This is a genomic window from Mesorhizobium sp. WSM3860 (assembly GCF_002294995.1).
Lineage (GTDB): Bacteria > Pseudomonadota > Alphaproteobacteria > Rhizobiales > Rhizobiaceae > Mesorhizobium.
The window spans coordinates 107,849-133,575 of record NZ_NSGF01000007.1 but is presented as its reverse complement, the minus strand read 5'-3'; the positions used below and the strand labels follow the sequence as shown (position 1 = coordinate 133,575).

Sequence of the window (25,727 nt, the reverse complement as noted above, 5' to 3'; positions counted from 1 at the left end):
CACCGAACGACGCGGGCATCTGAAGCCTCGCGCCGCAAATGCCATTGCATTCCCGTTTCATGCTGACCCCGAGACGCCCAGGCTGGCTTACTCAAACATGATCCGGGCAGTGCCTCTTTTGGCGATCAACATTCTTCGGGCTTCCTGAATCCGCTCTGCCTGCAGTTTGGTATATGGACCCATCGGTCGGGTCTTTTCATCGCCGCGACGGACCATGCAATACCAGCGACCGCTGTCCGAGAAGATCTCGACTGACGTGGGCGGCTCGCCCGGCGTGCCTCTGGCAACCTCGTTTTCGAACTCGACGATCTTTGAATAGCGCTGAGCTTGGGCAACCGCGCGCGGTCCGTCGGCAGCCCGAAAACCCTGTTGCGTTGTGGACATAGGTTGATCTCCTTCCGGGCCACCACGGCGCCCTGTTCGATAATTCTGGTTGCGCTCTTTGTCCCGGTCGCCGTGCCCGGAGTGGTTGCTAGGTCGCCATTTGGCGCTCCATTTCCACCTCGGCTTCCAGGCTCTCGACATCCTGGAAGATCGAGGCGGCAGCCAACATGCGCCCTCCCCTCTTGAAACGCAGCAGGCAGTCCCTGGCGGCGATGTCGCCCTCGACTGCGATCTCGTCCCATCGTTCGGCATGACCGACATAGTTGATCGGGACGTCGTAATGCTGGCTCCAGAAGAACGGGACTGCAACGTACTTCTCGCGGTGTCCGAGCATATTCAGCGCGGCGGCCTGCCCCTGCCTTTCAGCAACCACCCAATGTTCAACCCGGATATTTTCGCCGCTGTGCGGATCGGGCCACCGCGCGATGTCGCCGGCGGCGAAAATCCCTGGCCCGCTCGTTTCCAGGAAAGCGTCAACGGCGACGCCGCGGTCAACGACCAGCCCTGCTTTCTCGGCAAGCCCGGTGTGCGGCCGCACACCAATGCCGGCGACGACGAGATCCGCCGCCAGAGTACTGCCGCCGCTGAGTCTCACCGTCCCGCCGTCGATGCTGCTTACGGTTTGCTCCAGATGGAACACGACACCGTGCTCTTCATGCAGGGCGCGGACAAAGTCGCCCATCTGCGAGCCCAGGATACGCTCCATGGGCCGCTTCTCCGGCGCCACGACATGGACGTCGATAGCGCGCGCACGCAAAGAAGCGGCAACCTCGAGCCCGATGAAACTGGCGCCGATCACGACCGCACGGCTTGCGGTGGCAGCTCGCGCAATGATCTCCTTGCAATCCGCGAGCGAGCGCAACGTGCGGACATGCGGCTGGTCGGCGCCAGGGACGGTCAGGCGAACAGGTTCCGCCCCGGTCGCAAGCAGCAGCCTGTCATAGGGAATCCTGCCCCCGTCCGCGAGGACGACCTGCCGCGCTCGGGCGTCGACATGCATGGCTTCCGTGTTGAGCCGCAGGTCGATGTTGTTCTTGGAATAGAATTTCTCGCCGCAGAGCGGTATCCAATCCTCAGGCGCTTTTCCGGCGAGATAGTCCTTAGAGAGGTTTGGCCGGTCGACGGGCGGCGATTGGTCGTTACTGAGCATGACGATGCTGCCTTGGAATTGCTCCCGCCGCAGCATTTCGGCCGCTGCGAACCCCGCCGCGCCGCCGCCTATGATGACGATTTTCTCAGGCGCCTGGCCGGAGCCTCCGGAGCGCGGTTTCGGAGCCGTCCGTTTCAGTTTCTTGCCGACGAATATGCGGCCGTCCCGCTGTTCGACCGCCCAGCAGGCGAGATGACTGAAGCCAGGAGCGCGCAACGCTTCCCCTGTCCGCAGATCGAAGCACGCATGGTGCCAGGGGCAGCGGACGGCATCATCCGCCACAAGGCCGTCTACGAGCGGCCCACCGTAGTGCGTGCATGCCGCACTGATCGCGAACACCTCGGTGCCGCGACGCACCAGCAGCACTTGATCGTCGCCACATCGGCCGACCAGCTTGCCGCCGTCAGGAAGGTCGGCAAGCGCGACACCTTGACTGAGATCCGGTCCCGTCGACTTGTTCTGGTTCTGGGCCATTGCCTTCTCCTTTGATATTTCAGGATCAGACGTGCCCTTTTCAGTCGAGAAGCGGGAAATCGGCTGAAAGAGCGTTGGAATTCAACAACAGCATCTCGCCATTCCAGGCATCCTGCAAACGAATTTGATCGGCAGTTGCGTGCATATTTTATGATAGATGCCGACAGGCCGGACCAACATTTACAGGATAGCTTGCCCTGTCTTGCCCCAGTCAGTGAGAAAGGACTCGAGGCCCTTGTCGGTGAGCGGATGTCTGGCGAGATTCCTGATCACAGCTGGTGGTATGGTGGCGATATCTGCGCCTGCGATCGCCGCCTGTTTGACGTGGAGAGGCGTGCGAATTGAAGACGCCAGGATTTCCGTCGTGAGGGATTTGTCGTTGTCGTAAATTGCCCGGATTTCGCGGATCACCTCCATGCCGTCCAGACCGAGATCGTCGAGCCTGCCGACGAACGGCGAAATGAAGGCCGCGCCTGCCTTGGCCGCGAGAAGGGCCTGGTTGGCTGAAAAGCACAGTGTGACATTGACCTTGTGTCCGAGCCGACTGAGCGCGCGGCAAGCCCTGAATCCATCCCAGGTCGATGGCACCTTGACCGCCACATTTGGGGCGATGCTGGCCAAACGCTCCCCCTCGGCGATCATGCCATCGAATTGGTTCGCCGTGACCTCCGCTGAAACCGGGCCCTCGATCGTCTGGCAAATCTCCTTGATCACATCTCTGATCGGTCGGCCGGTCTTTGCGATAAGAGAGGGGTTTGTGGTCACCCCATCGAGGACGCCGGCGGCAGCGAGTTCGCGAATTTCGGAGATATCGGCGGTATCGGCAAAGAATTTCATTTTTGTGCTCCTCAAGGTGGACGAGCCCTCGGTGATTGGATGAGTGTTCTTTGCTTTGGTTCCGGGAGAGTGGTCCCCGCACGCCCGGATGGCATGCGGGAGCGACCTGACGTCTCTACCGAGGTCTCAGCAAAATCTCCCTGAGGACGACCGCATCGTTGTGGGCCTCGTTATGAGCCGAATAGACGAGTGTGACGGCACCATCCCTCATCAGGTCGCGCAGCCGGTCGAGTTCATCGCGATGCTCATGGATTTCGGCCGCATATCGCCGGCGGAATTCCTCCCAGCGGGCTGGATCGTGTCCGAACCATTTCCGAAGCTCGGTGCTTGGCGCGAGTTCCTTCATCCAGTGGTCGATGGCGGCGTCGGCCTTCTTGACCCCGCGCGGCCAAAGCCGGTCAACCAACACCCGCTTGCCGTCGTCGGTAGCAGGGCTCTCATATGCCCGCTTCAACTTTACTCTCCCGTTGAAGATTTTTCCGCTCATCGACATCGCGTCCCGTCCGTCTCCGTGTCGTTGACAGCATCGAGAAGCCGGGAGAATTCCCTTCTAAGGATTAGCTCGTCGGCGTCATCGGATACGAACACGAAGATGTCGCTGCGATATCGCTCGATCCAGTGATGGCCGGTTCCATGGCGGCGCAGGTAATCACTGATCTGATGAACCGTGGAATACCCTAGACCCTGACGCAGGACGAACTTCATAAGATTGTGCTTTGCAAAGCCGGGACAGGTCGCCCCCTGACTCAGGGGGCGACCTGTCCCTGAGCGTTGAACTGTTTCAGATAGGCGATTACGTCCGCGATCTCCTGGTCCTTGCTGAGACCGGCGAATGTCATCTTTGTGCCGGGTACCAGTTTGCGGGGCGCGCGCAGATAGGTCGTCAGCGTCGGTTCATCCCAGGTCAGACCCGAATTCTTGTTCGCCGCGGAATAACTGTAATCCGGATTCACACCGGCCGCTCGGCCGACGACCCCGTTCAGGACCGGCCCTACCCCGTTCCTTGCGTCAGGGCCGACCTTGTGGCAGGCCATGCACCTCTTGAAGACGACGGCGCCGGCTTCGGCATTGCCGGAAGATGCGTCCTGGGCATGGGCCGCACCGACTGCGGTAAGAATCGCGGTCGTCAATCCAAGGAACGTCGATTTCATGTTGGCTGCTTTCAATGAGCGGCGGCTTGGTTTTCGCCAAGCCGCCCTGGCAATATCGGGATTCGAAACACCCAGCCTGCCGGATCCAAAGTGTGATCCGGGGACCCGGCAGGCTTGCCTCAGGAGGGAACCAGTGGACCGGGGTTCTTCAGATATTGGTTCTTGATCGCGTCCACTGCCCAGTACGCAAGAGCGCCTACCGGTCCGGTCGGGTTCTTCCCGGCGTTCTGGGGAAACACGCAAGCGCCGGTGACGAACACGTTCGGAACATCCCAGACCTGAAGATATTTGTTGAGAACGCTGGTGCTTGGGTCGGCACCGAAGACTGCTCCGCCTGTGTTGTGCGTGCTCTGATAGGGGACGATCGAATAGGGGATGGGCGGCACGTTTCGATCGATCTTGATCGCACCCATCTCTTTCGCGAGCGTCACGCAGATGTCGGCCTGAGCGTTCATCTGCTTTATCTCGTTGTCCTGGAAGTCGAATGTCATCCTCATCAGTGGACGTCCAAAAACGTCGGTGTAGGTCGGATCGAGGCTGAGATAGTTCTGCCGGTAGGCCATTACCGCGCCTTGATTGCCAACACTGGCGGCGTGGTCATAGCTGTCGACCACTGCCTTCTTCCACTCTGACCCCCAGCGCGGCGTTCCGCGCGGAGTTGGATGCGACTGTATGGGCCGGGCGCCCGAGTTGCTGCAGCTGATACCGCCGCCGCCGATGTAGCCGGCCTTCACGAAGTCGTAGTTGTCGCCGTTGAAATCATCCATGCAGGTCCCGAGCGCGCCTGCGCCCATGAAACGATTCAGGATGGTTTTCTTGTCGAAGAAGGCCGTAGCTCCGCCACCGCACTGATAGGCATAGTTGCGGCCGACCACGCCCTTCCCCATTGCTGGGTCATAGGGCACGCCAATTCCCGATTGCAGCAGCAGATTGACGTTGCCGAGCGCATAGGCCGCCAGGATGATGAGATCGGCAGGCTGTTCGAATTCGCGTCCGCGTGCGTCGAGATAGGTGACGCTGACCGCCTTCTTGCGGGTCGAGTCGAGATTGACCTTCAGCACGATCGAGTTCGTGCGCAACTCGAAATTCGGGTTCTTCAGCGCCATCGGAATGACGGTGAAATGCGGGCTAGCCTTCGCATTCGCCTCGCAACCGAAACGTTCGCAGAACCCGCAATAGTGACACTGGCCGAAGGCCACCCCATCGGGATTGACATAGTCGCGAGACGCGTTTGACGACGGGTTGGGGAAAGGGTGGTAGCCGAGATTGCGGGCCGCCTTCTCGAACATCACCATGCTCTGCGCGGCTATCATCGGCGGATTGGGATACTCGTTCTTTCGCGATCCCTCGAAGATGTTGCCGCCGTCGATCTTTCGGCCGTTGATATTGCCGGCCTTGCCGGAGGTGCCGCAGGTTTTTTCGAACTTGTCGTAATAGGGTTCGAGATCGTCATAGGTGATCGGCCAGTCCTGCAAGTGCATATCGGAAGGGATGATCTTTTCGCCATATTTGTCGACGGTCCGGCTGCGCGCCTGATGATCCCATTCGAGCCAGCGCCAGGTAACTCCGTTCCAGTGCACGCCGGCGCCGCCAACGCCCTGGCCGGGCAGGAAAGAGCCGAGTTGACGCATCGGCAGCGCCGTTTGCGATTCACTGTTGCGGAATGTGATGGTTTCCCGCCGCACGTTCTGCATGAGGTCGTGTCGGGCGGCGTAGCGCAGTTCGTCATGGATCTGCGGGTCGATAAAGTCCGGATTGGTGTCGCGTGGACCTCCCCGCTCGAGGGCAACGATTTTCAGCTTGGTCGATGCAAGCTCTTTGGCGATGATGCCGCCAGTCCAGCCGAGACCGACAATCAGGACATCAACCGCGTTGAGTTTGGTGGCCATGTTATAGTCTCCTTCTTCTTCCGCCGATCAAATGATATCCTGGATGCCCTTCGGTTCAGCCTGGTAGGGCTTGTTCCGAAACGGCTCGATCTTATCCATGTACATGGCATCGGCGCCTGGGAAGCCGATCATTTTCCAGGCCGCTCCGTCCTTGTTTCCGCCATACATCGGGTCAGCGAAATAACCCTCGATCGTGAGTTGGAGCAGGAGCCCAAAGAAAGTTGCGGTCGGCACTGTCGGAAGGTCGACCTTCTTGCTCTCGAGGTCAGTCATCACCGCGGCACGATCTTTGGCCGAAAGGCTGTCGAAGGTGCTCTTGTGGTTTTCCTGCACGTAGGCCTCGACGTCGGCGATGCCGGCCCGGATCAGCTCCGATGGCGTCATCGGTAGTTGATAGCCCTGCTCGGAGGTACCCTCTCCATACGGTCCTTCCAGATACAGACGGTCGCCCTTGCCGTATCCGCCGGCCATCTGCCGATCGATATAGATCGCGACGCCGAGCTCCTTCGCACCGGGGCCGGTTGAATCACTTGGAATGAGCGTATCGAGCGCCGCCTCGATGAAGGCGGATTCATCGATGTTGAAGAATTCGTAGCCCGAGTCCTCGGCACGGGTTTTCGTGACGTCGGTCACGTGATGATGCGTTTTGCCGGTCGCCGCGACCACCATTTCGTCGGCCGATGCGGATCCGCCTAGCGGAAGCGTACTCGCTGCCGCTCCGGCAGCGCCGGCCGCGCCGAACAACTTCAGAAAGTCGCGACGCCCCACACCGCCTTGGCCCTTATCTTTCGTCGACATGATCTCTCCTGTGACGCTGCAGGCAAAACGAGGGGGATGGAGAGGGCATGCGCCCCGCTCCAACCGGCGCTGCGCAGCATCCAGCGCTAAGCTTTGGTGTATTTCCTCGAAGCCTATTGCTGACGTTAGCTATCTAGCAAACGAAATTGATTGACATTTAAACGCAATTTTTATGCTATATGTCGATGGACATTGAACTCGCCCGCACCTTCATAGAGATCGTTTCGACAGGGAGCTTCATACGGGCATCGGAGCGCTTGAATGTCGCCCAGACGACCGTAAGCGCGCGAATCCGCAACCTCGAGCAGCAACTGGGCCGTCCGCTTTTTGTCCGCCACAAAGGCGGAGCTTCGCTGACCCCGGCTGGTGAACAATTTCTTCGCCACGCCCCGATGTTCGTCCAACTGTGGCAACGCACCTTGCACCAGGTTGCCGTGCCACCGGGACGCCGGGCTGTTCTGACGGTGGGTAGCGAAGTCAGCCTTGCACAACCTCTTCTGCTCGATTGGGTCCGATGGATGCGCCTCTCGCTTCAGGATATTGCTCTTCGGGTACACGTCGATGTGCCGCAGGATTTGATCAATCAGGTCGCGTCGGGAATGGTCGACTTGGCGCTCATGTACGCGCCCCCGCACAGACCGGGTTTGAAGATCGATCTGCTTCTGGAGGAAAAACTCGTCCTCGTGACCACCAATTCCGAAACGCGCCCGCTGGAAGAATCCGACTATGTCTACATGGATTGGGGACCGGACTTTGGACTTCACCACGACATGAATTTCCCGAGTGCTGCGCCGGATCTCTCTTTCGATCTCGGTCCGCTCGCATTGAACTATGTTCTTGCGACTGGCGGCTCTGGATATTTCAGGATGAGTTCAGTGCAGCCTTACATAGAGGCTGGCCAGCTGCATCTTGTGCCTGAAATGCCGCAGTTCTCCTATCCGGTTTACGCGGTGCAATCCGCGAGTGCTGACGAGAGTGTCGTAGGTCCTGCCTTGGCCGGACTGCATGCCGTCGCAGCCGGCGACGTCAAGCTGTAGGAGCTCTTGGCGACGTTTTGGCTTCCGGCTCGATTGACGGGAACAGGAGTTCGACTGTCGTTCCAACCCCGCTTTCACTCGCGATGCGGACATGGCCTCCAACCATCTGCGTCAACGCGCGAACCTGAGACAGCCCCATGCCGGTGCCCTGCTCGCCCTTGGTCGTGAAGAATGGGTCGAACGCCTGTTGCAAGACTTCCGTGCTCATACCGCAACCGTGGTCCTTGACGCGAACACAGGCATAGGTTCCCGGCCCTGGCGGCTCCGGTGTAGCGGTCTCTTGGACCAATCGTTCCGTGACGACCCTGATCTCCCCGCCATTGGACATAGCGTCTCGAGCGTTGACCACGAGATTGAGCACCGCAGTATCGAAGAGCGCCGGATCGATCAGGCAAGCCGGTAAATCGGAACCGAGTTCAAGCGTGACGCGCACATCGGGGCCGGCGCCATACCGCAGCAATGGCCCGAAGGACCTGAGGAATTCATTCAGGTCGCCGGCATGAGCGTCGAGTTCCCGATACTTTGCAAGAGCGAGCAACTGCGAGGTCAAATCGATCCCGCGATCAATTCCTTCCCGCGCCATCGCAAGTGCGGCCCGCACACGATCAGGATCGTCGGCACTTCTTTCGGCGAACCTCAGGCCGGATTCGATCACGGCCAGTAGGTTTCTGAAATCATGGGCTATGCCGCCCGTCATTTCGCCCAACGCGGCAAGCCGATACGCCGCATGCTCGCGTCGTTCGACTGCGGTCCGGGCATCGAGGGGAACGTGCGACAACTGAGCGCGCCCCTCGCGCTCTACTCGGGAGCGTGACTGATTTTCGCATGGATACGCGTTGCCGGTCATGAAAGCTGCCCCACCACCCACTGTCGACAACTAGGGAACCCGTCCCCCAGTCTGACATCGTATTTGGCTCTCCTCGTTGGAGGACGTCTGCCTCTCACGCGCATGTCTAGGTACGCCAGGCGATCCCATTCATCATGATGTCCTCGACCGAGGGGAAGGCCTTGAGGGCCTCCTTTGGGAGGTCGCCACTCACTGCAGCTTGCTCCGTCCAGCCATGCTTTTCAGGCTCGCCGACAATGATGCGGCCGACCATTCCGGCATGCTCATGCGGAATGCAAAAATAGTCATAGACTCCCTGTTCCATGAGGCGAACCGAAAAGCTCTCGTTGGGCAGGAGGTAGTCGGAGTTCCAGGATTTTGCGGCCTTGGGCATACGAAGTGGTTGCCCGAAGTTTTCGGGATTGTAAGCAGTCGTTGTGTGGGCGTTGGAGGAATTGAGATTGATCCAGCGGACCGTCTGTCCTGGTTTGATCAGAATGCCTATCGGGTCGAACCAAACCTGTGAACCGTCATCGCGGCCTTGCATCTTGATTTCGACGATCTCGCCGCTCCACACCGCCGAAGGAGAGAGGGAGAGGGCGGCGACAAGACCGCCGCCCGTGCCCAGTATTTGACGACGCGTGAGTGTCATTTGGCGACCCGGGCTTCGTCATCGACCGAAACATGCCATAGCACGACGTGGGCATGCGGGACTTCGACGCCGGGGTGGCCGGCATTGTAGTAAACGTCGACATGGTCGACTTTGCCGCCCGGTGCTGCGAGGTTGTCAAAACGCTTGTCCGGATTGAGATCCTTGATCGGCAGCATATAGATGGTGCTGACGACCTGGCCGTCGTGGTCATAGGCGAGGAACGGACCTGCCGGCAATGACGCCGGATCAACGAAGAGTTGGCCCATTCCCGGGAGGAAGTCGGGCAGCTTCACAAGTTTGCTGACCTGTTGGTAGGGAGCAGGTGGCGGAGATTTGGTGACGTCATTCGCCGCCATAGCGCAAAACGAGCTGGCCATTGTTACGACAACTGCGAGGGCAAGCTTTTTCATCACGGCATCTCCTTGTTGGACCAAACCCGCGACGGCCGAAATGCTGGGAAAACCGCCAGAATTTTGGTTGTTGGCACGGCCCTTTCGCGCCTCGCCAGCAAGCGGGAGACGGTTCTGTTCGTCAAACGAAATAAAATGAGATTTCAGTGCATTATTCCTGCTCGCCACAGGTTCCATCCTGGGCTTGATTTAGAGAAATCCCTCATTACGTCTGAGTCGCAATGAACATTGTCAGCCTCGATTTCAGGCGAGAGCCGAGACGCCTCAAAACTGGCTATTAGCCCGGACGCGAGAAGCTTTGGCTTCGCGTCCGGGATAGCAAACATCTCCACATCTGCATTGTGATCTCTGCCGTGCTCAGCGCTGCGGGTAAGGGCCTATTGCCATGGCGTTTGGATCGGCACGGAGGTTGACCCTTATGATCTCGCCAATCCTGTTGGAAGAAGACGTTTCTCTTGATCTTGTGACGAAGGGAAAGCAGTCGGCTTTGTCAAAAATCGGTATCAGGATCGCGAGGAGAGCCGGGCTTGACGAGCAAATGGTTTTGCGAGGTCTTTTCGACCGCGAGCGTCGCGGCTCGACAGGGATCGGTCGCGGCGTCGCGATCCCCCACGCTCTGCTCGACATGATCTCTTTGCCCGTATCGTCTTTGACGCGCTTGACGCCGCCTATCGATTTTGACAGCCCGGACGACGAACCCGTTGACCTCATCCACACGGTGTTATGGCCGCGCGCTGCAATTCTCGACTTCCTGCCTGCTCTTTCGCAGACATGTCGGCTGCTTCGGGAATCCCGGGTTCGAGAGGGACTCCGACAGGCGCGGTCAGCCGATGAGGTAGTGTCGGTGCTTTTTGGTACTTGGTCGTTTCCGGCAATCTCCACCAAATCCCAAGAGTCCTGCGCCGGAAACAACGTCGATATCAGGGCGTTCGGCAATGCCTAGATTCTGCTGGCGGTGAACGAACCACATTCAACTAGAAGGCACATCACCAGGCGCGTGGATCCGGCGGATCGGCATTCTCTTGCAAAACATAGATTGGAAATATATCTTTTAACCTGCGCAGACGCCATCGACCATATGTGCCGGAAGGCCGCTGGCATTGCGGTAGCAGGAGCAATCCAATGAGCGAGACCGATCAACGTAGGAAAACGATCGTCGTCGACGGCGTCCCGTTGCCGGACGTGCTCGACGAGACGATGATCCGCGGCGTCGTTCACGGCTTTTATGACGAAATCCGCCGCGATGACCTTCTCGGCCCTATTTTTCAGGAAAGAATCGAGGCGGACAAATGGCCTCAGCATCTTGCGAAGATGTGTGATTTCTGGTCGGCGACATTGCTCCGAACGTCGAGATATGAAGGTCGACCGCTGCCGCCGCACTTATCAATAGCCGCTCTGAGCGAGGTCCATTTCCGTCGCTGGTTGAAGTTGTTTCGCGCGACGGTGCACCGCGTTTGCCCGCCCAAGGTGGCTGCGCTTTTCATGGATCGTGCGTTGCGCATCGCTCACAGTTTCCGTCTGGCGGTCGCCTTCAACCGAGGCGAAAGCACGGTTGGCATCGACCCTATCATCGAGAGAGACCTATGATGCCGGATCGGTTTGTGAATGGTTCGTGCAATTCGAAGCGATTGACCGGAGAAGTCGTTTATGCGGCTGACTAACTTCTCGGACTATGCCTTACGGATGCTGATGTTCGCGGCATCCGCCGGTGACCGCCTGATAACGATTGAGGAAGTCGCGCGCGCATTCAACATATCGAGGACACATCTCAACAAGGTTGCCAATACACTGACGCGAAGCGGCTATCTGAAGGCAGTCCGCGGCCGCTCCGGAGGTCTTGTTCTCGGGTGCCGTCCGGAGATGATCCGTATCGGCGATGTCGTGCGACTAGCCGAGCCGGACTTCGCGCTGGTTGAGTGTTTCGCCACCGGAAACCAATGCGCACTCACGGGCTCCTGCAAGCTTTCAGGCATACTAGGCGAAGCGATAACCTCCTTCCAGGTCACGCTGGACCGCTACACGTTGGCCGACATCACCCCCACACCGAAGGATTTCCTTGGTGGTCCGTCGCCACCTGGTCGCACTGGGGCGGCGAATAAGACTAAGTCGTTTTCGACGCCTGACGCTTTCTCAGTTGGAGACGAGCCATGATTGAACCGAAGATGAACGACAAGCCGGTAGCAAAGCAGATCGATTCTGGTATCGATCCGGACAACAGTCTGCTGCCGATGCTGATTGGCGGCCTTGTCCTGATAGTCATTGGTGCGATCATCGTTATGATGTTCGTCTAGTTCGGAGCGAGGCGCGCCACCGTTTAGGGTCGATATTCAAGTCGAGGCAAAAGAACCTCGCGGCCCGGACGCATGAAAGAGGATCTTGTAATGATCACTGGTGCCCAATGTCGTGCCGCTCGCGCACTGGTCGAATGGACCCGTGAGAAGCTTGCAGCCAATTCAGGCGTGGATGCCTTGATCATCGAAGAATTCGAGCGACGGATCACCCTCCCCGACCGGGAGGTCTGCGACACACTGCAAACCGCGCTCGAAAAGGCCGGTGCCGTTTTCATTGCCGAGAACGGCGGCGGCATCGGCGTTCGCCTGAAACTCAATCGCTCGGAGGTCAGGCGGATCGGCGTTCTGGAGAATGAGGGGGGCATCGTCGGAACAGACGCCGTTCCGTAGGATCGATGAATTCACCGTCGGCAGCCCCTCGATGGATAATTTCAGAATCCCGCATTGGCTGAATGGGTGCAAGCAGGGAGACCGTCATGAAGGTCATGTGGGGTGATCTCACCGAGGAGGAGCAGATAGCGCTTAAGCGCATGAATCGCGGACCCTACCCGGCTCTATCGAAAGCATTGGCCGAACGCCTTGTCTTCCTCGGGCTGGCGGAAGAGCGACCGCGCGGAACGGGCATCAACAGGACTGGAAGAGAACTGGTGATAAACACCTTGCTCGGCATTCGCCACGAATAGCCCAAGACTGGCACCGCTGAGGCGGTTGCCTTGACTTCCGAGATTTGCTTACCCAACTATGATCTTATGAACGCCGCTGCTAAAATTCTTTGCGATTTTCTTTTCCGGGTCTGCCCTATCGCGGGATCGTAACCCCCGGCTCGGCCATGTGCCCCGAGCCGAGGGGCGTGACTTACATCGACATGGAATGATCCGCAGGGCTGCACGTCCCCGTGGTATCGCGCTTCGAGCAATAAACCTCCTCGACTTGGCCAGTTTCCACGTCCTCGATGGCGGCTGGCTAACTTGAAATTGTGAGAATTCAAATGCCACCAAACACGAAAACCCGGCGTAAGCCGCACATCCGCATCTCGCAGTCCGACCATGTGCGTTTATCGGCGCTCGCAAGCACGTTTGCCGCGCGAAACCCAGATGCGTCCGATGAACTGGTTGCCGAACTCGAGCGTGCACGCGTCGTCGCCGATGGCTGGGTCTCCGCCGGCACTGTCCGGATGGGCTCGACTGTGACGTTCAAGCCCGACACCGGCGATCGGAAAACCGTCACGCTGGTCTATCCGGGCGATGCGGACATCTCTGAGGGCAAGGTTTCCATCCTGACGCCGATCGGCACGGCCCTGATCGGCCTCTCGGCTGGACAGTCGATCATGTGGACCGCCCGAAACGGGCGCCAGCACGAACTGTTGGTGCTTGGTGTGAACCATCCCGCCCCGGAAGACGGTGGTACAGACCGCCTCGCACCCGCGTCGCCGTCGATCGCCTCGAACCTCTAGACATGGGCGTCTCCATTCGCCTCCTCAACCACGCAGGCAGTCTGATCGCGGGAGCCTGACCCCTGGGTCGGCCTATCCTGGGCCGGCGCAGGGGTAGCTTTTCACCACCCGATCAATTGCTTGATGCCGGATCCCCTGCACGGGCCCGGCTGGAGACGTTTCATGCCCATTATCGATAGCTGCCAACTGACCACCAAGGACTACACCATTCTTGAGGTGATACGGGAGCGCCATCCGATCCGCGACGAAACCTTCTCGACTATTCTTCAACGGAAGATTTCGAGAGCAGTTGTAATGTTTCGGGAAGACATCCCTGCAGACGTCGTGACGCTCAGCAGCCGCGTGGCTTATCGGGTGAACAACGGCTCTGCCGAAACCCGCATCGTCGCCCATGACCAGATGCGCGGTCTGGTTGGCATGCTCCTGCCTATCACCAATCCGCGCGGCCTGGCGTTGCTCGGTCTGGCCGAGGGCCAATCGATGTCCATTCCAACAGCGGACGGCAGCCTTGAAACGCTGACCGTGCATGAAGTGGTCTATCAACCAGAAGCCGCAAGGCGCGAGAGACTGAAGCTGGCGGGAGTTGCTGCTCCGGACTCGCGGCGGCTGGGCGGACCGGTTCTGCGCGTCGTCCATCGTTCCGATGAACCGCATGACGAAGCTCAGAACAAGATTGCGACGGCCTTCGACGCCGGGTTCGACGACCCGGGTCCGTCGGCCGCCTGAGACTCGACTATCCCCAAGGCCGTGAAGGCGGGTAGACAAGAGTTCCGTCGACCCGTGCCTTCACGCCGTCGGTGAGTTTCGCAGGCTCGACCTTGTCATGGCCCATTAGATGAAAAACCGTTTCGCCGTGGCTGATCAGATAGTCAGCCACGATTCTCCTGTGACAGCGCCACCAGAGCGTTTCCGAGCACATGACGGCACACCGCCGTTGCCTGCCGAGGCACACAAGCCGGTTCAAGCCGCCATGAAACTCCGCTGACAGCGCGTAGTCGGCGTAGTTGTGAAAACTCTGGTTTATCCAGAATGCGTTGAGCGTGCGTGGAATGTCGTGGGCTTTGTGGCGCAGGCCGCCAAGCTCGGCAATGTACTCATATCCGACCCCGAACGTTGCCAGGCTTTCCGCAAGCACCTCGCTGTTGAACTGCGGGTTCGCCCGCGATCGCCGGACGGTCCTTATGTCGACCACCAGAGTAACTTCTCCAACTCCAAGCAGGGCAACAAATTCGGCAATCGACCGGGTCGAGTGACCGATGGTAAAAAATGGATAAGGCATGTTCGGTCAATCCGTGGCGATCCAGGCTTCCAGCCACACGCGGTTTCCAGCAAAAGCGGATTCGTGCGGCCCGACGGTATGGCGAGTCGGTGTCTGGCGCGTTCCCAGAACTAAACGAACCGCTGGGCGTACCATTCATCGCGCCCCGCCGGCATAAGTAGCGCGCCATTGCGTTTACGGAATGAAGAGCTGACGTCCGAGTTCTTCCTTAAACGTGCGGATGCGCGCACTCACCTTGGTTTGCGTGACATGAAGACGATCTGCGGCCCTCAGGAAACTGCCCAAGTGGACGATTTCAGGAATGTGCGGGCGCCGCGAATGCAATAATTTTGCACTCATTCAACATTTAATTCCGTTTGCCTTCTTGTTTCGTGCATAGCACGCTCCGATGCCAGCAGTGGTGCACCGACATGGAGTTGGCGATGGCCGAGGAGAGAAACACCGACCCGGAAATCCGGGAATACGCATCTCCCCCCTGCTTCGCGCATGAACTTTCATCCGAGTATGGCGGACAATCGCAGGTAGGGGATTCCTGGAGCGACGTCCTGCGCTGGCGCAAGACGGAGCGGCAGAGGCTGATCGGGGAGCGCCTTGCCATCGACGCCGACGAGAGGAAGACCAGGTCGGACCGCATCGCTTCGCGCCTCGATCTTGCCATCGGCAAGGTCAGCGGGCGCATCGTCAGCAGCTATTGGCCCTTCCGCGGTGAGCCCGACCTTCGCAACTGGGCAATCAAGATCATCGAGCGCGGTGGCAGGATTGCGCTTCCTGTCGTCATCGGGAAAGGCTGGCCGCTGGAGTTTCGGGTATGGAGGCCGGGCGACCCACTTGAGCGTGGCGTGTGGAACATCCTGGTTCCCTCACGCGGCCCCTCGGTCGTCCCGGACGTCGTGATCGCGCCGGTAGTCGGCTTCGACGGAGGGAATTACCGCCTGGGTTACGGCGGCGGGTTCTTCGACAGGACCCTCGCGGCAATTCCTAGGCGACCGTTGGCCATCGGAGTTGGCTACGCTGGAAGCAGGCTCCGAACGATCCATCCGCAGCCCCACGACATTCCGATGGACGTAATCGTCACGGACGACTGACGCACGAAGCAGACAACGCTTGGTTCTTTGATCGCGACGGCGGCTGAATGCCGTCCATCGCGGCAAATCCGGCTTGCCTGCAATGAAAGGCAGGTAGAGCACCATGTCGAATCCAGCAATACCGTTCGACGACCACAAGCCCCGGTTCATCGCAAGGTGGTTTTTTTCGACCAACCACAAGGATATCGGGACGCTTTACCTACTGTTTTCGATCATGGCGGGGGTCTTCGGTACCGCACTTTCCGTGTTGATCCGCATTGAACTCCAGGAGCCCGGGTTGCAGATATTCAGCAATCCGATGACCTACAATGTCGTCGTCAGTTCTCACGGCCTTGTCATGATCTTCTTCGTGCTCATGCCGGCCTTGATCGGCGGCTTCGGCAACTGGATGGTGCCGATCATGATCGGCGCGCCCGACATGGCTTTTCCGCGCATGAACAACATCTCGTTCTGGCTTCTGGTGGCCGCGTTCATCCTCTTCGTCACCTCGATGTTCGTGCCGGGAGCGCCAGGCACGCTGGGCCATGGCGGCGGCTGGACGCTCTATCCGCCGCTTTCGACATCCGGTCAGCCAGGCCCCGCGGTCGACCTCGTCATCCTTTCCATCCACCTTGCGGGCGCGTCATCGATCCTCGGCGCGATCAACTTCATCACGACCATCTTCAACATGCGCGCGCCGGGAATGACGATGCACAAGATGCCCCTCTTTGCCTGGGCGATGCTGGTGACCGCCTTCATGCTGCTGATGTCGCTGCCGGTGCTGGCCGGCGCGATCACGATGCTGCTCACGGACCGCAATTTCGGCACGACATTCTTCGTCCCGGACGGCGGCGGCGACCCGATCCTCTATCAGCACCTGTTCTGGTTCTTCGGTCATCCGGAAGTCTACATCATGATCCTTCCGGGCTTCGGCATCGTCAGCCACGTCATCTCGACCTTCGCCAAGAAGCCGATCTTCGGCTACATCGGCATGGCCTATGCGATGGTGGCGATCGGCGCGATAGGCTTCGTCGTCTGGGCGCATCATATGTACACGACCGGCATCTCCGTTGACGCCCAACGCTACTTCGCCTTCGCCTCGATGGTGATCGCAGTGCCGACGGGCGTGAAGGTGTTTTCATGGCTCGCCACGATGTGGGGCGGGTCGATCGAGTTCAAGACACCGATGCTGTGGGCTATCGGCTTCGTCCTGCTCTTCACCATCGGCGGCGTCACCGGGATCATGGTCGCCAGCCCCGGTATCGACCGCTCACTGCACGACACCTATTTCGTGATCGCCCACTTCCACTACGTGCTGTCCTTGGGCGCGGTCTTCGCCATCTTCGCGGGCTTCTACTACTGGTTCCCGAAGATGACAGGCTACATGTACAGCGAAGCCTTGGGAAAACTGCATTTCTGGACGATGTTTATAGGCGTCAATCTCGTCTTCTTCCCACAGCATTTCCTGGGCATGGCAGGCATGCCGCGCCGCTACGCTGACTATCCTGACGCTTTCGCCGGCTGGAATTTCGTCTCCTCGATCGGCTCCTACATCTCTACCGCGGGGCTGATCATCTTCTTCGTCGCAGTCGCCGAAGCTTTCAGCCGCAAGCGGCTGGCCAGCGGCAACCCTTGGGGAGCAGGGGCAACCACGCTTGAGTGGCAGCTGCCCTCGCCGCCCCCCTTCCACCAGTGGGAACAACTGCCGCGCATTCGTTGAGCGCCTGCGGCACTAGGAGTGTCATTCCCGAAAGGAGATCGCCATGAACGAGGCGGCAAATACGGGCAGCCATTTTGTGACCCTGGCGCTTCTGGCGCTCTATTGGGTGCTTCTCAGCTTCCTGCCGCAAATGCTGTCTGGTCCTGACGGGGGGATGACTGGGCAGAAACGCGGACAGGCTGCCGGTAAGAAGGGACCGGCGACGGCCCCGTCGCTTGCACTCGAAGCTGTCCGCAAGGTCGACAGGCTTTTCGACGAAGCGTCTTTCCTGCGCGGCGCTTTGGACGCGTACGAATCCATTCTGAAAGCCTACGCGGCAGGAGACCTGACTCCGGTTCAGCGGTTCGTGGGGCCTGCGGTTCTGGAAGTATTCCAGAGCGCCATCGCCGAACGCCGCCAGAGACAGGAAACGCTCGAGCTGATGGTCGTCAGCATAAAGGCGGCAACCATTGTCGACGCCCTTGGCGAAGGCGACACCGTCGAAATCGTCGTCCGATACGGTTCCGAGATGATCAGCGTGACGCGCTCGGCGGACAATCTGGTCGTTGCCGGCGATCCGATGCGGATCATCCAGGTGACGGACGTGTGGACCTTCGCACGTAGCAGCCAATCCGCCTGGGCGTTGATTGCGACCGACTGCGGCTGATAGCCTGCCGTCTCTTGCGGTTCAAGGTCAGGGTCGCCACTTGTTCGAGAGGCTCGGCAGTGATCCTGCGCAAGCTCTATCGACGGCAGCAATCCTGCAGTTCGTATTTGGTCTCGCACGGCATCTATTCAACAGAAAGTTTCAAGATGGGCTCGATCGAAGATCCGGCACTGCGCGACAAGATTCTATACGGTATCTGCAGGCCGCGGTCGGAGAGGATTTTCGGTGTCGGTTAAGCTCTGAGCAAAATTCACGTTTTAGGCAACCGACCTCAGCGCGCTGTGCTGACAATGTCGGCTTTTGGATAGCGATAAAGTCCGTGACCGACTTGGCGCAACGCTATCATTCCGCAGAAGACAAATGGATTGTGAGTGGCCGGATCGCCTTCTTGAATCGATTTCGGCGAACTGTCTCGTAAAATGGGGGCGGGACCCGACCGTCAACTTTCAGGATGACTGGGCAAGAAGCCGACCCTTGTGTCCAGCCTCGTGCGGACCGCTTTGCACCAGAAGCGACCTTTCCGACCACCGGGGCTAATGGATGGCCTCCTGACTTTGGTGGGCCCCTCGTCAGGGCGCTGCGCTGGGTGTACCATTTTGGCCATGTTGGGTCCGGGGCCGGATGATGATCGTCCCTCCATTGAACCGGAAGCTGCTGGCGATCCTGGCGGCCGATATGGTCGGCTACTCAAGGGCGATGGAGGCCGATGAGGCCGGCACAATTGAGCGGTTGAAATCCGTTCGTGCCGAGCTGTTCGACCCCGCCATCTCCCAGCACCATGGCCGCCTCATCAAGCTGATGGGCGATGGCGCGCTTGTCGCCTTCGACAGCGTGGTCGACGCAGTCGCCTGCGCAGCGGAAATCCAAAGTGCGGCTGCCGCGCGCAATGAAGGTCTGCCCGAGCCTGAGCGCATCGTGTTCCGCATCGGGGTCAATCTGGGCGACGTTGCGCTGGTTGACGGCGATGTCTATGGCGATGGCGTTAATGTCGCCGCGCGATTGCAGCAACTCGCTGATGCTGGCGGCGTGATTGTGTCGGGCACAGCCTTTGACCATCTGCAAGGCAAGCTTGATTGGTCCCTCGATTTCGCTGGCGAGCAACAAGTGAAGAATATCAGCCGCCCGGTTCGGATGTACCGGCTGAGGCTCGACGGCAAGCGGCCGCGCTGGACCTTGCGTAAGGCGATGCGGAGCTGGGTTGGGACGGCGGCGGCCATCGTACTATTTGCTCTGCTGGGCGGCGGCGGGACATGGTGGTTCTTTCACTCAGCTGCTCTGGGTGCCAAGCCGTCGGTCGCAGTGCTGCCCTTCAACAACTTTGGCGGCGACGACGCCACAGGGCGTCTGGCCGATGGCCTCACCGAGGACATCATCACCGATCTCGCGCAGTTTCCCGAACTCGACGTCGTGGCACGCAATTCGACGCAAGCGTACAAAGGCAAGTCGCTGGATGTCCGCCAGGTCGCAAGTGCGCTCGACGTCGGCTATGTGCTGGAAGGCTCGATCCAGCGCCAGGGAGCCCGGCTGCGGATCACCGCGCAGTTGATCGATGCAAAAACCGGCAACCATCTGTGGTCGGAGCGATGGGACCGGCCTGCTGAAGACGTGTTCGCCATTCAAACCGAGATCGCCGAGCAGGTCACCAACCGTCTCGGCAACGGCGTGGGGCTGATTCAGGGAGCGGGGCGGGCTGCAGCGAAGCGCAAACGGCCGGACAGCTTGACTGTCTATGATTACTATCTGCTCGGAACCGAAAGGATTGAAAAGATTACCGTAGCGGATGAGCAGGAGGCCATCAGGCTGCTCAACCGCGCTGTCGAGCTGGATCCGGAGTTCGCACGCGCCTGGGTGGAACTTTATCATGCTCATAACATATTGGCTGGCTTCGGTATCAATCCCGAGAGCGAGGTCAAGGCGGCTGCCGATGTCGCCGAACGCGCGGTGCGGCTCGATCCGAGCGACGCCGAGGCGCACGCGGTTTTTGGCATGAGCCTCAAAGACAAGGGCGACAACGCCCGCGCCAAAGTCGAGCTGGACACGGCCCTCCGCCTCGCTCCGGGGTCGGCCGAAATCCTGACATTCTATTCCGGCTTTGCGTCAGCCTTCGACGAACCCGAACGCGGCGCTCAGTTGGTCGACCAAGTCATACGGCTCGACCCGAATTACCCGATGTGGGCAACCGCTTTCTACTCCAATGCCTATTTTATGGCTGGCCGCTATGAGGACGCCTTGAAGATGCTGGAGCGCAAGACGACCGATAACTACAGCAAATGGGAGTGGATGATGCGTAGCAGCTCCTTTGCGGCTCTGGATCGAATCGATGACGCGAATGCTTCGGTCAGGGAAACCCTCAAACGGTATCCGGAGCTGACCGTCGAGGGCATGGTCAATGAATACAGCTTGAGCAAGACGGAGCGCGGTCGTTTCATCGAGACAATGCCGCTCGCCGGCTTTCCGCTTTGCGCCAAGCCCGAGGCGCTGGCAGAGCTCGCCAAACCTGTGCGGCTGCCGGAATGCGAGGCGGAGGAGGCGAAGCCTCTGGGGCAACCATAGGACCGAAAAGGGGCCGACAGCCGACTGGCGAGTGTTGGGCGGAAACTAGCAAAAGCTGCCATCGCGGCATCCGCAGCTACTCTCAAACAGCGGGTCCCAGGTTTGAGCCCAACTGCCGCTAAAACTCCCAGCCCTCGCGTTCCATGAACTCTTCGAGCGACATGCACTCCACCTCGAAGTGGCGGCAGATGTTCGGGATTTTCGCGCCGTTCGGCTTGAACTCCTCCATGGTGACCACTCCTCGTCCCTCCGACGCCGCCTTCGCAATCACAAACGGGTCGGCGTTGCGCCCGCCCCTGAGCAGCTTCCGCTGCTCGATGTTTTGCTGGAAGTGCACGACCCCGTATATCTGGCCCACGAACGCGCCCTCAGCTGCGCCGGGTATGTGGAAGAATTCTTCCCGCTCCCCCGCCCAGTCCCTCAAGGTCTCCACAGGACCGTCCAAGCACTCGCGGCGTACCTCGCGGTGGAGATGATCCGGCCATCCGCCACCAGCCCATCAAAACGGTCCCACAGCGTCGGGAAGCGGCGTCGATAATAGTTCTTGAACAGGGTTGAGAGGGGCGAGGTGTCGAACACGTACATTAAGCAGCCCCCCGGCTGAAATACTCCTCCAGAGCCCCAACGTGACGCGGCTTCGTGTCGAGGAAGTCTGCCAGTTGCCCCTCGTCGATCCTGTTCTGGTGGTACTGCGACAGTGCCAGGGCGACGTACTCACGGCCCAGGTACGCGAGCTTGGTCCAATACGGGTTTCCGCCCGGCGCACGCTCGACCTGGCGCTGCGCGTTCCACCGTTCGACCGCTCGGTCGTACTGGTCCTCGGCCACCCTTCCTTGGTCCAGCAGGCGACGAAAGATAACCTCCCTGCTGACGTGGAATTGGGCCGAGAGAGCCTCCGCAGTCGCCTCGGTGGCCTGCCTTCCGGCCATGGCGCGTTGGAAGGCGTCTTCTGGCAGCAATACCTGGGCAGCGAAGCTGTTGCAGATAACCTCAATCTGCCGGGCATCGCCAACGAGCCGATCAACGTATCGGTCGCGAACCTTATCGATTCCGCTGGTATGGAAGATGAGGTGTGCGAGCTCGTGGAAGTAGGTGAATATCTGCCGGGTTTTGGTCGAACTGTTGTTCACATAGATTACTGGGAACTCCTCGTCGTAGAGGCAGAACCCCGAGAAGTCGTCCGCTCGGAACGCGTCCTTGAAGACGAAGATGCCCACGTTCAGCAGCGCCGTCCGCCACTCCTTGAGGGCCGCATCATCACCGTGCCAGGCCTGCTGCTGCTGGACGGTCACCCCGACGTACTGCCGCACGGCGGCGGCCATCTCGGCTATATCTACGTTCGGAGCGAACTGTAGATCCCGCGTGATAAGGCGCTCTGCCGGGTTCCGCCCCTGGGTGAGTTCCGCCAAATTGATCTGCATGGCCTTTGCCTTGCGCATCAACATACGGACCCGGCTCGGCAGGCGATCCAGCTCGGCCTCAGGCAGCGTGCGAAACGTCTCGTCGATCGGCGGCACGTCCGGCGGGTCGGGGAAGAAAAACACCGCGATCGGGACCTTGAGCGTGTCGGAGAGTTGCTCAAGCTGCGGGTAGGTCGGCGCGGACGCACCTGCCTCCCAGTCGGCGATCCGCTTGAACTTCTGTGCGGCCTCGTCACGGCTCAGCCCCGCTCGCTGGCGGGCCCAAACCAAGAGGGCGGGGTTGATGGGAATCTGCTCTGCCATTTCGCTCCAGGTTATAGCGGGGAAGCAATTCTTCCTATGCCAAAGATTGCGCCACTTACTCGACACTTAGCCGGCCAGCATCAGAGAGCACCTCTTTAGATTAGACTGCCGCCCACCGTCAGATCTCGGTTCGCTTTGCGGGATCAGAGCGTCCTCTATGTCCACGCCAAGATACCGAACGGTGTTCTCGATCTTCGTGTGACCCAGCAGGATTTGAATCGCGCGAAGGTCGCCGGTGGCATTGTAGATCACCGATCACCTGTCTATCGGCTAAGTCCCCAACGGTCGGTCGTTCAACTCACCGGCCGTAGCGGGCTGAACGGATGGCAGCTTCAGAGCTTGTGCATCGGAAGGCTGAACGGCCGAAATGAGGCGTATATTGTTGAAAAGTCCAACACACCGCAAAGTCGCCACCGGTAATAGAATCCGGTTCCACCCCAGCGCATTGCACGGAATCGGGATTCGTTTTTGGGGTCTTCGCGGAACATCATTCTACGCCAATGCAATGGGCGGCCGCGACGCAGACTTTTCAACAGTATCAGGCGCAAAGCTACCATTCGCGTCATGGAGATGAGAGTTCGGGTCAGATTTGCCCTCGCCCGCTTGTCTTTGCAACACCGTTGCAGGTCCTCACGCCCAACACTGCAGGAAATACCGCAGGGTATCCGATTGGGGGGAAAGGCGGTAGCGCATGCGGTTGCGTGCTTCCACAACTTCATCATTACAGACCCTCCATATTTGGACATATATGGGCGGGGGCAGCATCGTCGAATGGCCGCTGGGAGAACGCTAGATCATGGTTTCGAGGCCAACACACAACGAGCGGTCTGCGAAAATCCTTTCCCGTGTCGACGCGTGGGGTTTTCCTCCAGCCGTCCTCCAACGGTTTGGTGCCTTCGTCCTGATCTGGGGAATGTTCGAATCCCGGCTGGAAATGTGCTTGTGGGCATTGCGAGGCGATCAGGTGGCAGGCACGCGCCCTTGGACGGACAAGACGCCGATTGGGCAATGGCTTGATGAACTCGCGGCCGAGCGACAGCATGTTCCTGCCGATTGTCTTCACGTGCTCCGCTATGCGATGAACGCCGGCAAGGACTTGGCCGACTATCGCCATGCGATCGTTCACGGGTGGATGTTCGCCACCGGCGACATGCCGACATTCATTCGGAATCCTGGCTTGTTTGGGGAGAAAAGGCACCGCCCCACCCACGACGCCCATGTGAGTGAAAACCTGCTGGATATGGCCGTCGACAGCGCGTGGACGCTTTGCCAAGTTGTCTCGCTGGCGAAGGCCGGCTGCGATGACCCAACCACATGGCCGGAACTAGCCGCAATCGGAAGCAAGGTTCGACGGGCCATGTCGCAGGCCGGCGAGCTACGGCATCTGACCGAACTCATGAACCATGAGAAATATTAGGCGGCAACGGTGAAGAGTTAGGAGGGTCGCAGAGCGCGGCGCGCCCAAAAGCCGACTAATCTGAACATCGCCGGAGCAGCGGAGGTCGTGGCCGAAGACACGATCCCCAGCCACGGAACCTCCTATGCCCGACGAACGGACGGGTTGCAGGCGATTGAGGAGTGAATAGGACATGGCAATCAAACGCAAAGAACGGCTGGCGGAGCCCTTTTCAGTTCGACTCCAAATCAACGACCTCGCGTTTGCGGAGTCTGTCACCTATCGGGAGTAGGTGAGGTGCCGAGGCTCGCGCCGCGGGAGCATCGAAAACAAGCCGCGCGCCGCCCAGTCAGCTAGCGTCGGGATAGATCTTGCGGGCACTCTGACGCGCGACCGCCCCGGCTTCTTCCGCTTCATTATATGTCATCAATGACAGGTCGAGCGGCAATCCGAGCATATCGGGATCAATCGAGCTACGCAGCCTATCCGCCTGATCAGCATCGAGACACAAAATGAGCAAATCAATATCGGCGGCTCCTGATTCTTCGCGATCGACCGAGCCGAATAGATACCATGTGCTGCCGCCGGCAATCACGCCGAGACCATGTGCAAGGGTGCAAAGTGCGGCCGTCGCCGCTAGCCGTCTCACCGGCCCAACCGGCCCATGATGTCGCGAAACATCATCGCCTCCGCGCCCATAGAGCGCGCCGCTTCCTGCGCGGCTGAAGTGACCGAGCCGTAGCTCGACATCTTCAGCGCGATGTCGAACGCCCCGTACTGGGCCCGTGCATGACGAACATCTTCGGCGCTCAGATTGTAGGCGTCGATCAATGCGATGGTGAGATCGGATCCCTTCTTGCGGTGGGCGATGAAGACGAGGTCGTACAGACGGGTGAGCTGATGGACGTTTGAATGCTGCCCGATTGCACGCTCGAAAAAGCCGAACTCTTTGTTTCGGTAGCCCACAAGATCGCCCAGCCTAACCGCTTTCCCTAGATCGCCGAGTGAGCCGAAACCGGCGGGCGCAGCATGAACCAAGTCGATTGCAGAGCCGGTCCAGATCGACCTGGACGGGATGTTGATGACGAATTCGGGCTTGATCGCATGCGCCAGCACCGGCTCGACATCGGCCACCTGTACCATCGGCTTAGCGCCGATCACCGCGACCGGGTGGACGGCCTTCTTATCGTCTTCGATCAAGAGGAAGTTCTCAGCCGAGCGACCGACGGCCTTGAAACCTGCGTCTTCGTCGATATGAGCCTCGACCCAATCTGTAACACTCCCCGCCATCTCAACCCTTCAAAATGTTTTGCATGCCCGCCGGGAAGCGGCTGGCATCCTCGAGTCGCGCCTCGATATGGACGGCCTCAAGATCGTCGATGTGCTGCCGGAAGGCCTCAACCACGACTGACTCGTCGCTAGTAAGCAGCGCACGGTTGGCGTCAAGCTGGGCAATGATACGATTGCTGTTTGGGAGAATTCTGGTCAGCATCTTCCGTTGCCAGATTTGCGCTGCGCCGCTTTCCGGGTCTCGAGCCGCCTCGATATGCGGACCATAGCGTTCGAAGATGGCACGGTTCTCATCCAGCAGCGGAGCGACCACAGCGCGAGCCGCAACGCGATCAGGGAACTTGATCACGCCGAACAGGCCCTGGAGCTTTTTTGCATGGTCCCGCTTCCAGCCCAGGATCATGTCGTCCGGATAGGCGTCGGGCGCCTTGTCGATCATGGTGTGGCAGACCGCGCACAGCAAAATTAGATTCTCGAACGCGCCGCGCTGGGCCTTGCTCATCTGCGGTTTGGCGCGTGGGCCATCATCATTGGCCGCGAAGACGTGCGCCATTTCGGCGACATGGATAGACTTGCCGGCCGCATCGACGAAAAGTTCGCGCTCGCAGGCCGGGTTCTGGCAATAGCCGCCGGATGCTGCGAACAGTCTCCTCTGGGTATTTGAATCTGGCGATGCGGCGCCCCGGGGACAAGCCAACTCTAT

Annotated in this window: 30 protein-coding genes and 2 pseudogenes; 14 read left to right on the top strand and 18 right to left on the bottom strand. The window is 59.5% G+C overall.

All coding sequences use genetic code 11. The features are described 5' to 3' along the window. Positions 1-87: 87 nt before the first annotated feature. The 8 genes from CK220_RS14070 to CK220_RS14035 all read right to left on the bottom strand — a co-directional run bounded on the left by CK220_RS14070 (position 88) and on the right by CK220_RS14035 (position 6,653). Entirely contained in the window at positions 88-384 is a 297-nt protein-coding gene (locus tag CK220_RS14070) for a hypothetical protein (protein WP_095812090.1), read from the bottom strand. An 88-nt stretch (positions 385-472) separates the two neighbouring features. Then, positions 473-2,008 (bottom strand): FAD-dependent oxidoreductase, encoded by a 1,536-nt coding sequence (locus CK220_RS14065; RefSeq protein WP_095812089.1) that lies wholly within the window; start codon positions 2,006-2,008, stop codon positions 473-475. Between the two features lie 180 nt (positions 2,009-2,188). Then, the gene (gene fsa / locus CK220_RS14060) at positions 2,189-2,845 is read right to left on the bottom strand and encodes a fructose-6-phosphate aldolase (RefSeq protein ID WP_095812088.1); all 657 of its coding nucleotides are present in this window, start codon (positions 2,843-2,845) and stop codon (positions 2,189-2,191) included. A gap of 115 nt (positions 2,846-2,960) precedes the next feature. Next, entirely contained in the window at positions 2,961-3,338 is a 378-nt protein-coding gene (locus tag CK220_RS14055) for a DUF488 domain-containing protein (RefSeq protein ID WP_095812087.1), read from the bottom strand. Continuing rightward, positions 3,329-3,550 carry a hypothetical protein gene (locus CK220_RS14050; RefSeq protein WP_095812086.1) on the bottom strand — a complete coding sequence of 74 codons (222 nt, stop codon included), beginning with the start codon at positions 3,548-3,550 and terminating at the stop codon, positions 3,329-3,331. The genes CK220_RS14055 and CK220_RS14050 overlap by 10 nt, the downstream gene beginning before the upstream one ends. A 41-nt stretch (positions 3,551-3,591) precedes the next feature. Then, the gene (locus CK220_RS14045; protein ID WP_095812227.1) at positions 3,592-3,996 is read right to left on the bottom strand and encodes a cytochrome c family protein; all 405 of its coding nucleotides are present in this window, start codon (positions 3,994-3,996) and stop codon (positions 3,592-3,594) included. 119 nt (positions 3,997-4,115) lie between these two features. Then, positions 4,116-5,885, bottom strand: a complete 1,770-nt coding sequence (locus CK220_RS14040; protein ID WP_095812085.1) for a GMC family oxidoreductase — start codon at positions 5,883-5,885, stop codon at positions 4,116-4,118. A gap of 27 nt (positions 5,886-5,912) precedes the next feature. Beyond that, positions 5,913-6,653 (bottom strand): gluconate 2-dehydrogenase subunit 3 family protein, encoded by a 741-nt coding sequence (locus CK220_RS14035; RefSeq protein WP_176479085.1) that lies wholly within the window; start codon positions 6,651-6,653, stop codon positions 5,913-5,915. Between the two features lie 215 nt (positions 6,654-6,868). Here CK220_RS14035 and CK220_RS14030 point away from each other — a divergent pair, with 215 nt between their 5' ends. Further along, positions 6,869-7,720 (top strand): LysR family transcriptional regulator, encoded by an 852-nt coding sequence (locus CK220_RS14030; protein WP_095812226.1) that lies wholly within the window; start codon positions 6,869-6,871, stop codon positions 7,718-7,720. On the opposite strand, the gene CK220_RS14025 is transcribed toward CK220_RS14030, so the two are convergent. The 3 genes from CK220_RS14025 to CK220_RS14015 all read right to left on the bottom strand — a co-directional run bounded on the left by CK220_RS14025 (position 7,710) and on the right by CK220_RS14015 (position 9,608). Beyond that, entirely contained in the window at positions 7,710-8,567 is an 858-nt protein-coding gene (locus CK220_RS14025; RefSeq protein ID WP_095812083.1) for an ATP-binding protein, read from the bottom strand. The two genes, CK220_RS14030 and CK220_RS14025, sit on opposite strands and share 11 nt — an antisense overlap. A gap of 106 nt (positions 8,568-8,673) precedes the next feature. Further along, positions 8,674-9,198, bottom strand: coding sequence for a plastocyanin/azurin family copper-binding protein (locus CK220_RS14020; protein WP_176479084.1), 525 nt, complete (start codon positions 9,196-9,198; stop codon positions 8,674-8,676). After that, positions 9,195-9,608: a DUF5602 domain-containing protein gene (locus CK220_RS14015; protein WP_095812224.1), complete on the bottom strand. Its 414-nt coding sequence runs from the start codon at positions 9,606-9,608 to the stop codon at positions 9,195-9,197. The genes CK220_RS14020 and CK220_RS14015 overlap by 4 nt, the downstream gene beginning before the upstream one ends. Before the next feature lie 418 nt (positions 9,609-10,026). Between CK220_RS14015 and CK220_RS14010 the strand changes: the two genes are divergently transcribed. The 8 genes from CK220_RS14010 to CK220_RS13980 all read left to right on the top strand — a co-directional run bounded on the left by CK220_RS14010 (position 10,027) and on the right by CK220_RS13980 (position 14,078). Further along, positions 10,027-10,551 carry a PTS sugar transporter subunit IIA gene (locus tag CK220_RS14010; RefSeq protein ID WP_095812082.1) on the top strand — a complete coding sequence of 175 codons (525 nt, stop codon included), beginning with the start codon at positions 10,027-10,029 and terminating at the stop codon, positions 10,549-10,551. Positions 10,552-10,730: 179 nt separating this feature from the next. After that, positions 10,731-11,195, top strand: a complete 465-nt coding sequence (locus CK220_RS14005) for a group III truncated hemoglobin (RefSeq protein ID WP_095812081.1) — start codon at positions 10,731-10,733, stop codon at positions 11,193-11,195. A gap of 60 nt (positions 11,196-11,255) precedes the next feature. Continuing rightward, complete coding sequence (locus CK220_RS14000) at positions 11,256-11,759, top strand: Rrf2 family transcriptional regulator (protein ID WP_095812080.1); 504 nt, start codon at positions 11,256-11,258, stop codon at positions 11,757-11,759. Beyond that, positions 11,756-11,899 (top strand): hypothetical protein, encoded by a 144-nt coding sequence (locus tag CK220_RS31920; protein ID WP_176479083.1) that lies wholly within the window; start codon positions 11,756-11,758, stop codon positions 11,897-11,899. The genes CK220_RS14000 and CK220_RS31920 overlap by 4 nt, the downstream gene beginning before the upstream one ends. 90 nt (positions 11,900-11,989) lie before the next feature. Then, positions 11,990-12,289 carry a hypothetical protein gene (locus CK220_RS13995; RefSeq protein WP_095812223.1) on the top strand — a complete coding sequence of 100 codons (300 nt, stop codon included), beginning with the start codon at positions 11,990-11,992 and terminating at the stop codon, positions 12,287-12,289. Between the two features lie 86 nt (positions 12,290-12,375). Beyond that, positions 12,376-12,582 (top strand): hypothetical protein, encoded by a 207-nt coding sequence (locus tag CK220_RS13990; protein ID WP_141245142.1) that lies wholly within the window; start codon positions 12,376-12,378, stop codon positions 12,580-12,582. A gap of 305 nt (positions 12,583-12,887) precedes the next feature. Next, the gene (rnk, locus tag CK220_RS13985; RefSeq protein WP_095812078.1) at positions 12,888-13,352 is read left to right on the top strand and encodes a nucleoside diphosphate kinase regulator; all 465 of its coding nucleotides are present in this window, start codon (positions 12,888-12,890) and stop codon (positions 13,350-13,352) included. A 162-nt stretch (positions 13,353-13,514) separates the two neighbouring features. Next, entirely contained in the window at positions 13,515-14,078 is a 564-nt protein-coding gene (locus tag CK220_RS13980) for a nucleoside-diphosphate kinase (RefSeq protein ID WP_141245141.1), read from the top strand. 7 nt (positions 14,079-14,085) lie between these two features. Here the strand turns inward: CK220_RS13980 and CK220_RS13975 are convergent, their stop codons facing one another. Continuing rightward, complete coding sequence (locus tag CK220_RS13975; protein WP_095812076.1) at positions 14,086-14,631, bottom strand: DUF488 domain-containing protein; 546 nt, start codon at positions 14,629-14,631, stop codon at positions 14,086-14,088. A gap of 422 nt (positions 14,632-15,053) precedes the next feature. On the opposite strand from CK220_RS13975, the gene CK220_RS13965 reads away from it, so the two are divergent. The 4 genes from CK220_RS13965 (at position 15,054) to CK220_RS13945 (ending at position 20,614) form a co-directional block, all read left to right on the top strand. Next, on the top strand, positions 15,054-15,716 hold the full coding sequence (locus tag CK220_RS13965; RefSeq protein ID WP_095812222.1) for a 5-formyltetrahydrofolate cyclo-ligase: 663 nt from the start codon (positions 15,054-15,056) through the stop codon (positions 15,714-15,716). 103 nt (positions 15,717-15,819) lie between these two features. Next, entirely contained in the window at positions 15,820-17,415 is a 1,596-nt protein-coding gene (gene ctaD, locus CK220_RS13960; RefSeq protein ID WP_095812075.1) for a cytochrome c oxidase subunit I, read from the top strand. 43 nt (positions 17,416-17,458) lie between these two features. Further along, entirely contained in the window at positions 17,459-18,061 is a 603-nt protein-coding gene (locus CK220_RS13955) for a Tim44/TimA family putative adaptor protein (protein ID WP_095812074.1), read from the top strand. Between the two features lie 624 nt (positions 18,062-18,685). Continuing rightward, positions 18,686-20,614: an adenylate/guanylate cyclase domain-containing protein gene (locus CK220_RS13945; protein WP_095812221.1), complete on the top strand. Its 1,929-nt coding sequence runs from the start codon at positions 18,686-18,688 to the stop codon at positions 20,612-20,614. A 118-nt stretch (positions 20,615-20,732) separates the two neighbouring features. Here the strand turns inward: CK220_RS13945 and CK220_RS13940 are convergent. The 3 genes and pseudogenes from CK220_RS13940 to CK220_RS32470 all read right to left on the bottom strand — a co-directional run. After that, positions 20,733-21,199 (bottom strand): annotated as a pseudogene (locus CK220_RS13940) (PIN domain-containing protein). After that, on the bottom strand, positions 21,199-22,338 hold the full coding sequence (locus CK220_RS13935) for an XRE family transcriptional regulator (RefSeq protein WP_095812072.1): 1,140 nt from the start codon (positions 22,336-22,338) through the stop codon (positions 21,199-21,201). The pseudogene CK220_RS13940 and the gene CK220_RS13935 overlap by 1 nt, the downstream one beginning before the upstream one ends. 66 nt (positions 22,339-22,404) lie before the next feature. Beyond that, positions 22,405-22,593: pseudogene (locus CK220_RS32470) on the bottom strand (hypothetical protein); the annotation flags it as partial. A gap of 541 nt (positions 22,594-23,134) precedes the next feature. Between CK220_RS32470 and CK220_RS13925 the strand changes: the two are divergent. Further along, positions 23,135-23,755, top strand: coding sequence for a hypothetical protein (locus CK220_RS13925; protein WP_141245140.1), 621 nt, complete (start codon positions 23,135-23,137; stop codon positions 23,753-23,755). Between the two features lie 328 nt (positions 23,756-24,083). Here CK220_RS13925 and CK220_RS13920 read toward each other — a convergent pair whose 3' ends face one another. Genes CK220_RS13920 through CK220_RS13910 form a run of 3 tightly spaced genes read right to left on the bottom strand, consistent with a single transcriptional unit; the run spans position 24,084 to position 25,721 of the window. After that, positions 24,084-24,383 (bottom strand): hypothetical protein, encoded by a 300-nt coding sequence (locus tag CK220_RS13920; protein ID WP_176479082.1) that lies wholly within the window; start codon positions 24,381-24,383, stop codon positions 24,084-24,086. Beyond that, positions 24,380-25,024, bottom strand: a complete 645-nt coding sequence (locus CK220_RS13915; RefSeq protein WP_095812069.1) for a hypothetical protein — start codon at positions 25,022-25,024, stop codon at positions 24,380-24,382. Before CK220_RS13915 ends, CK220_RS13920 begins: the two co-directional genes overlap by 4 nt. A 1-nt stretch (position 25,025) precedes the next feature. Further along, positions 25,026-25,721 (bottom strand): hypothetical protein, encoded by a 696-nt coding sequence (locus CK220_RS13910; RefSeq protein WP_095812068.1) that lies wholly within the window; start codon positions 25,719-25,721, stop codon positions 25,026-25,028. Between the last annotated feature and the right edge of the window lie 6 nt (positions 25,722-25,727).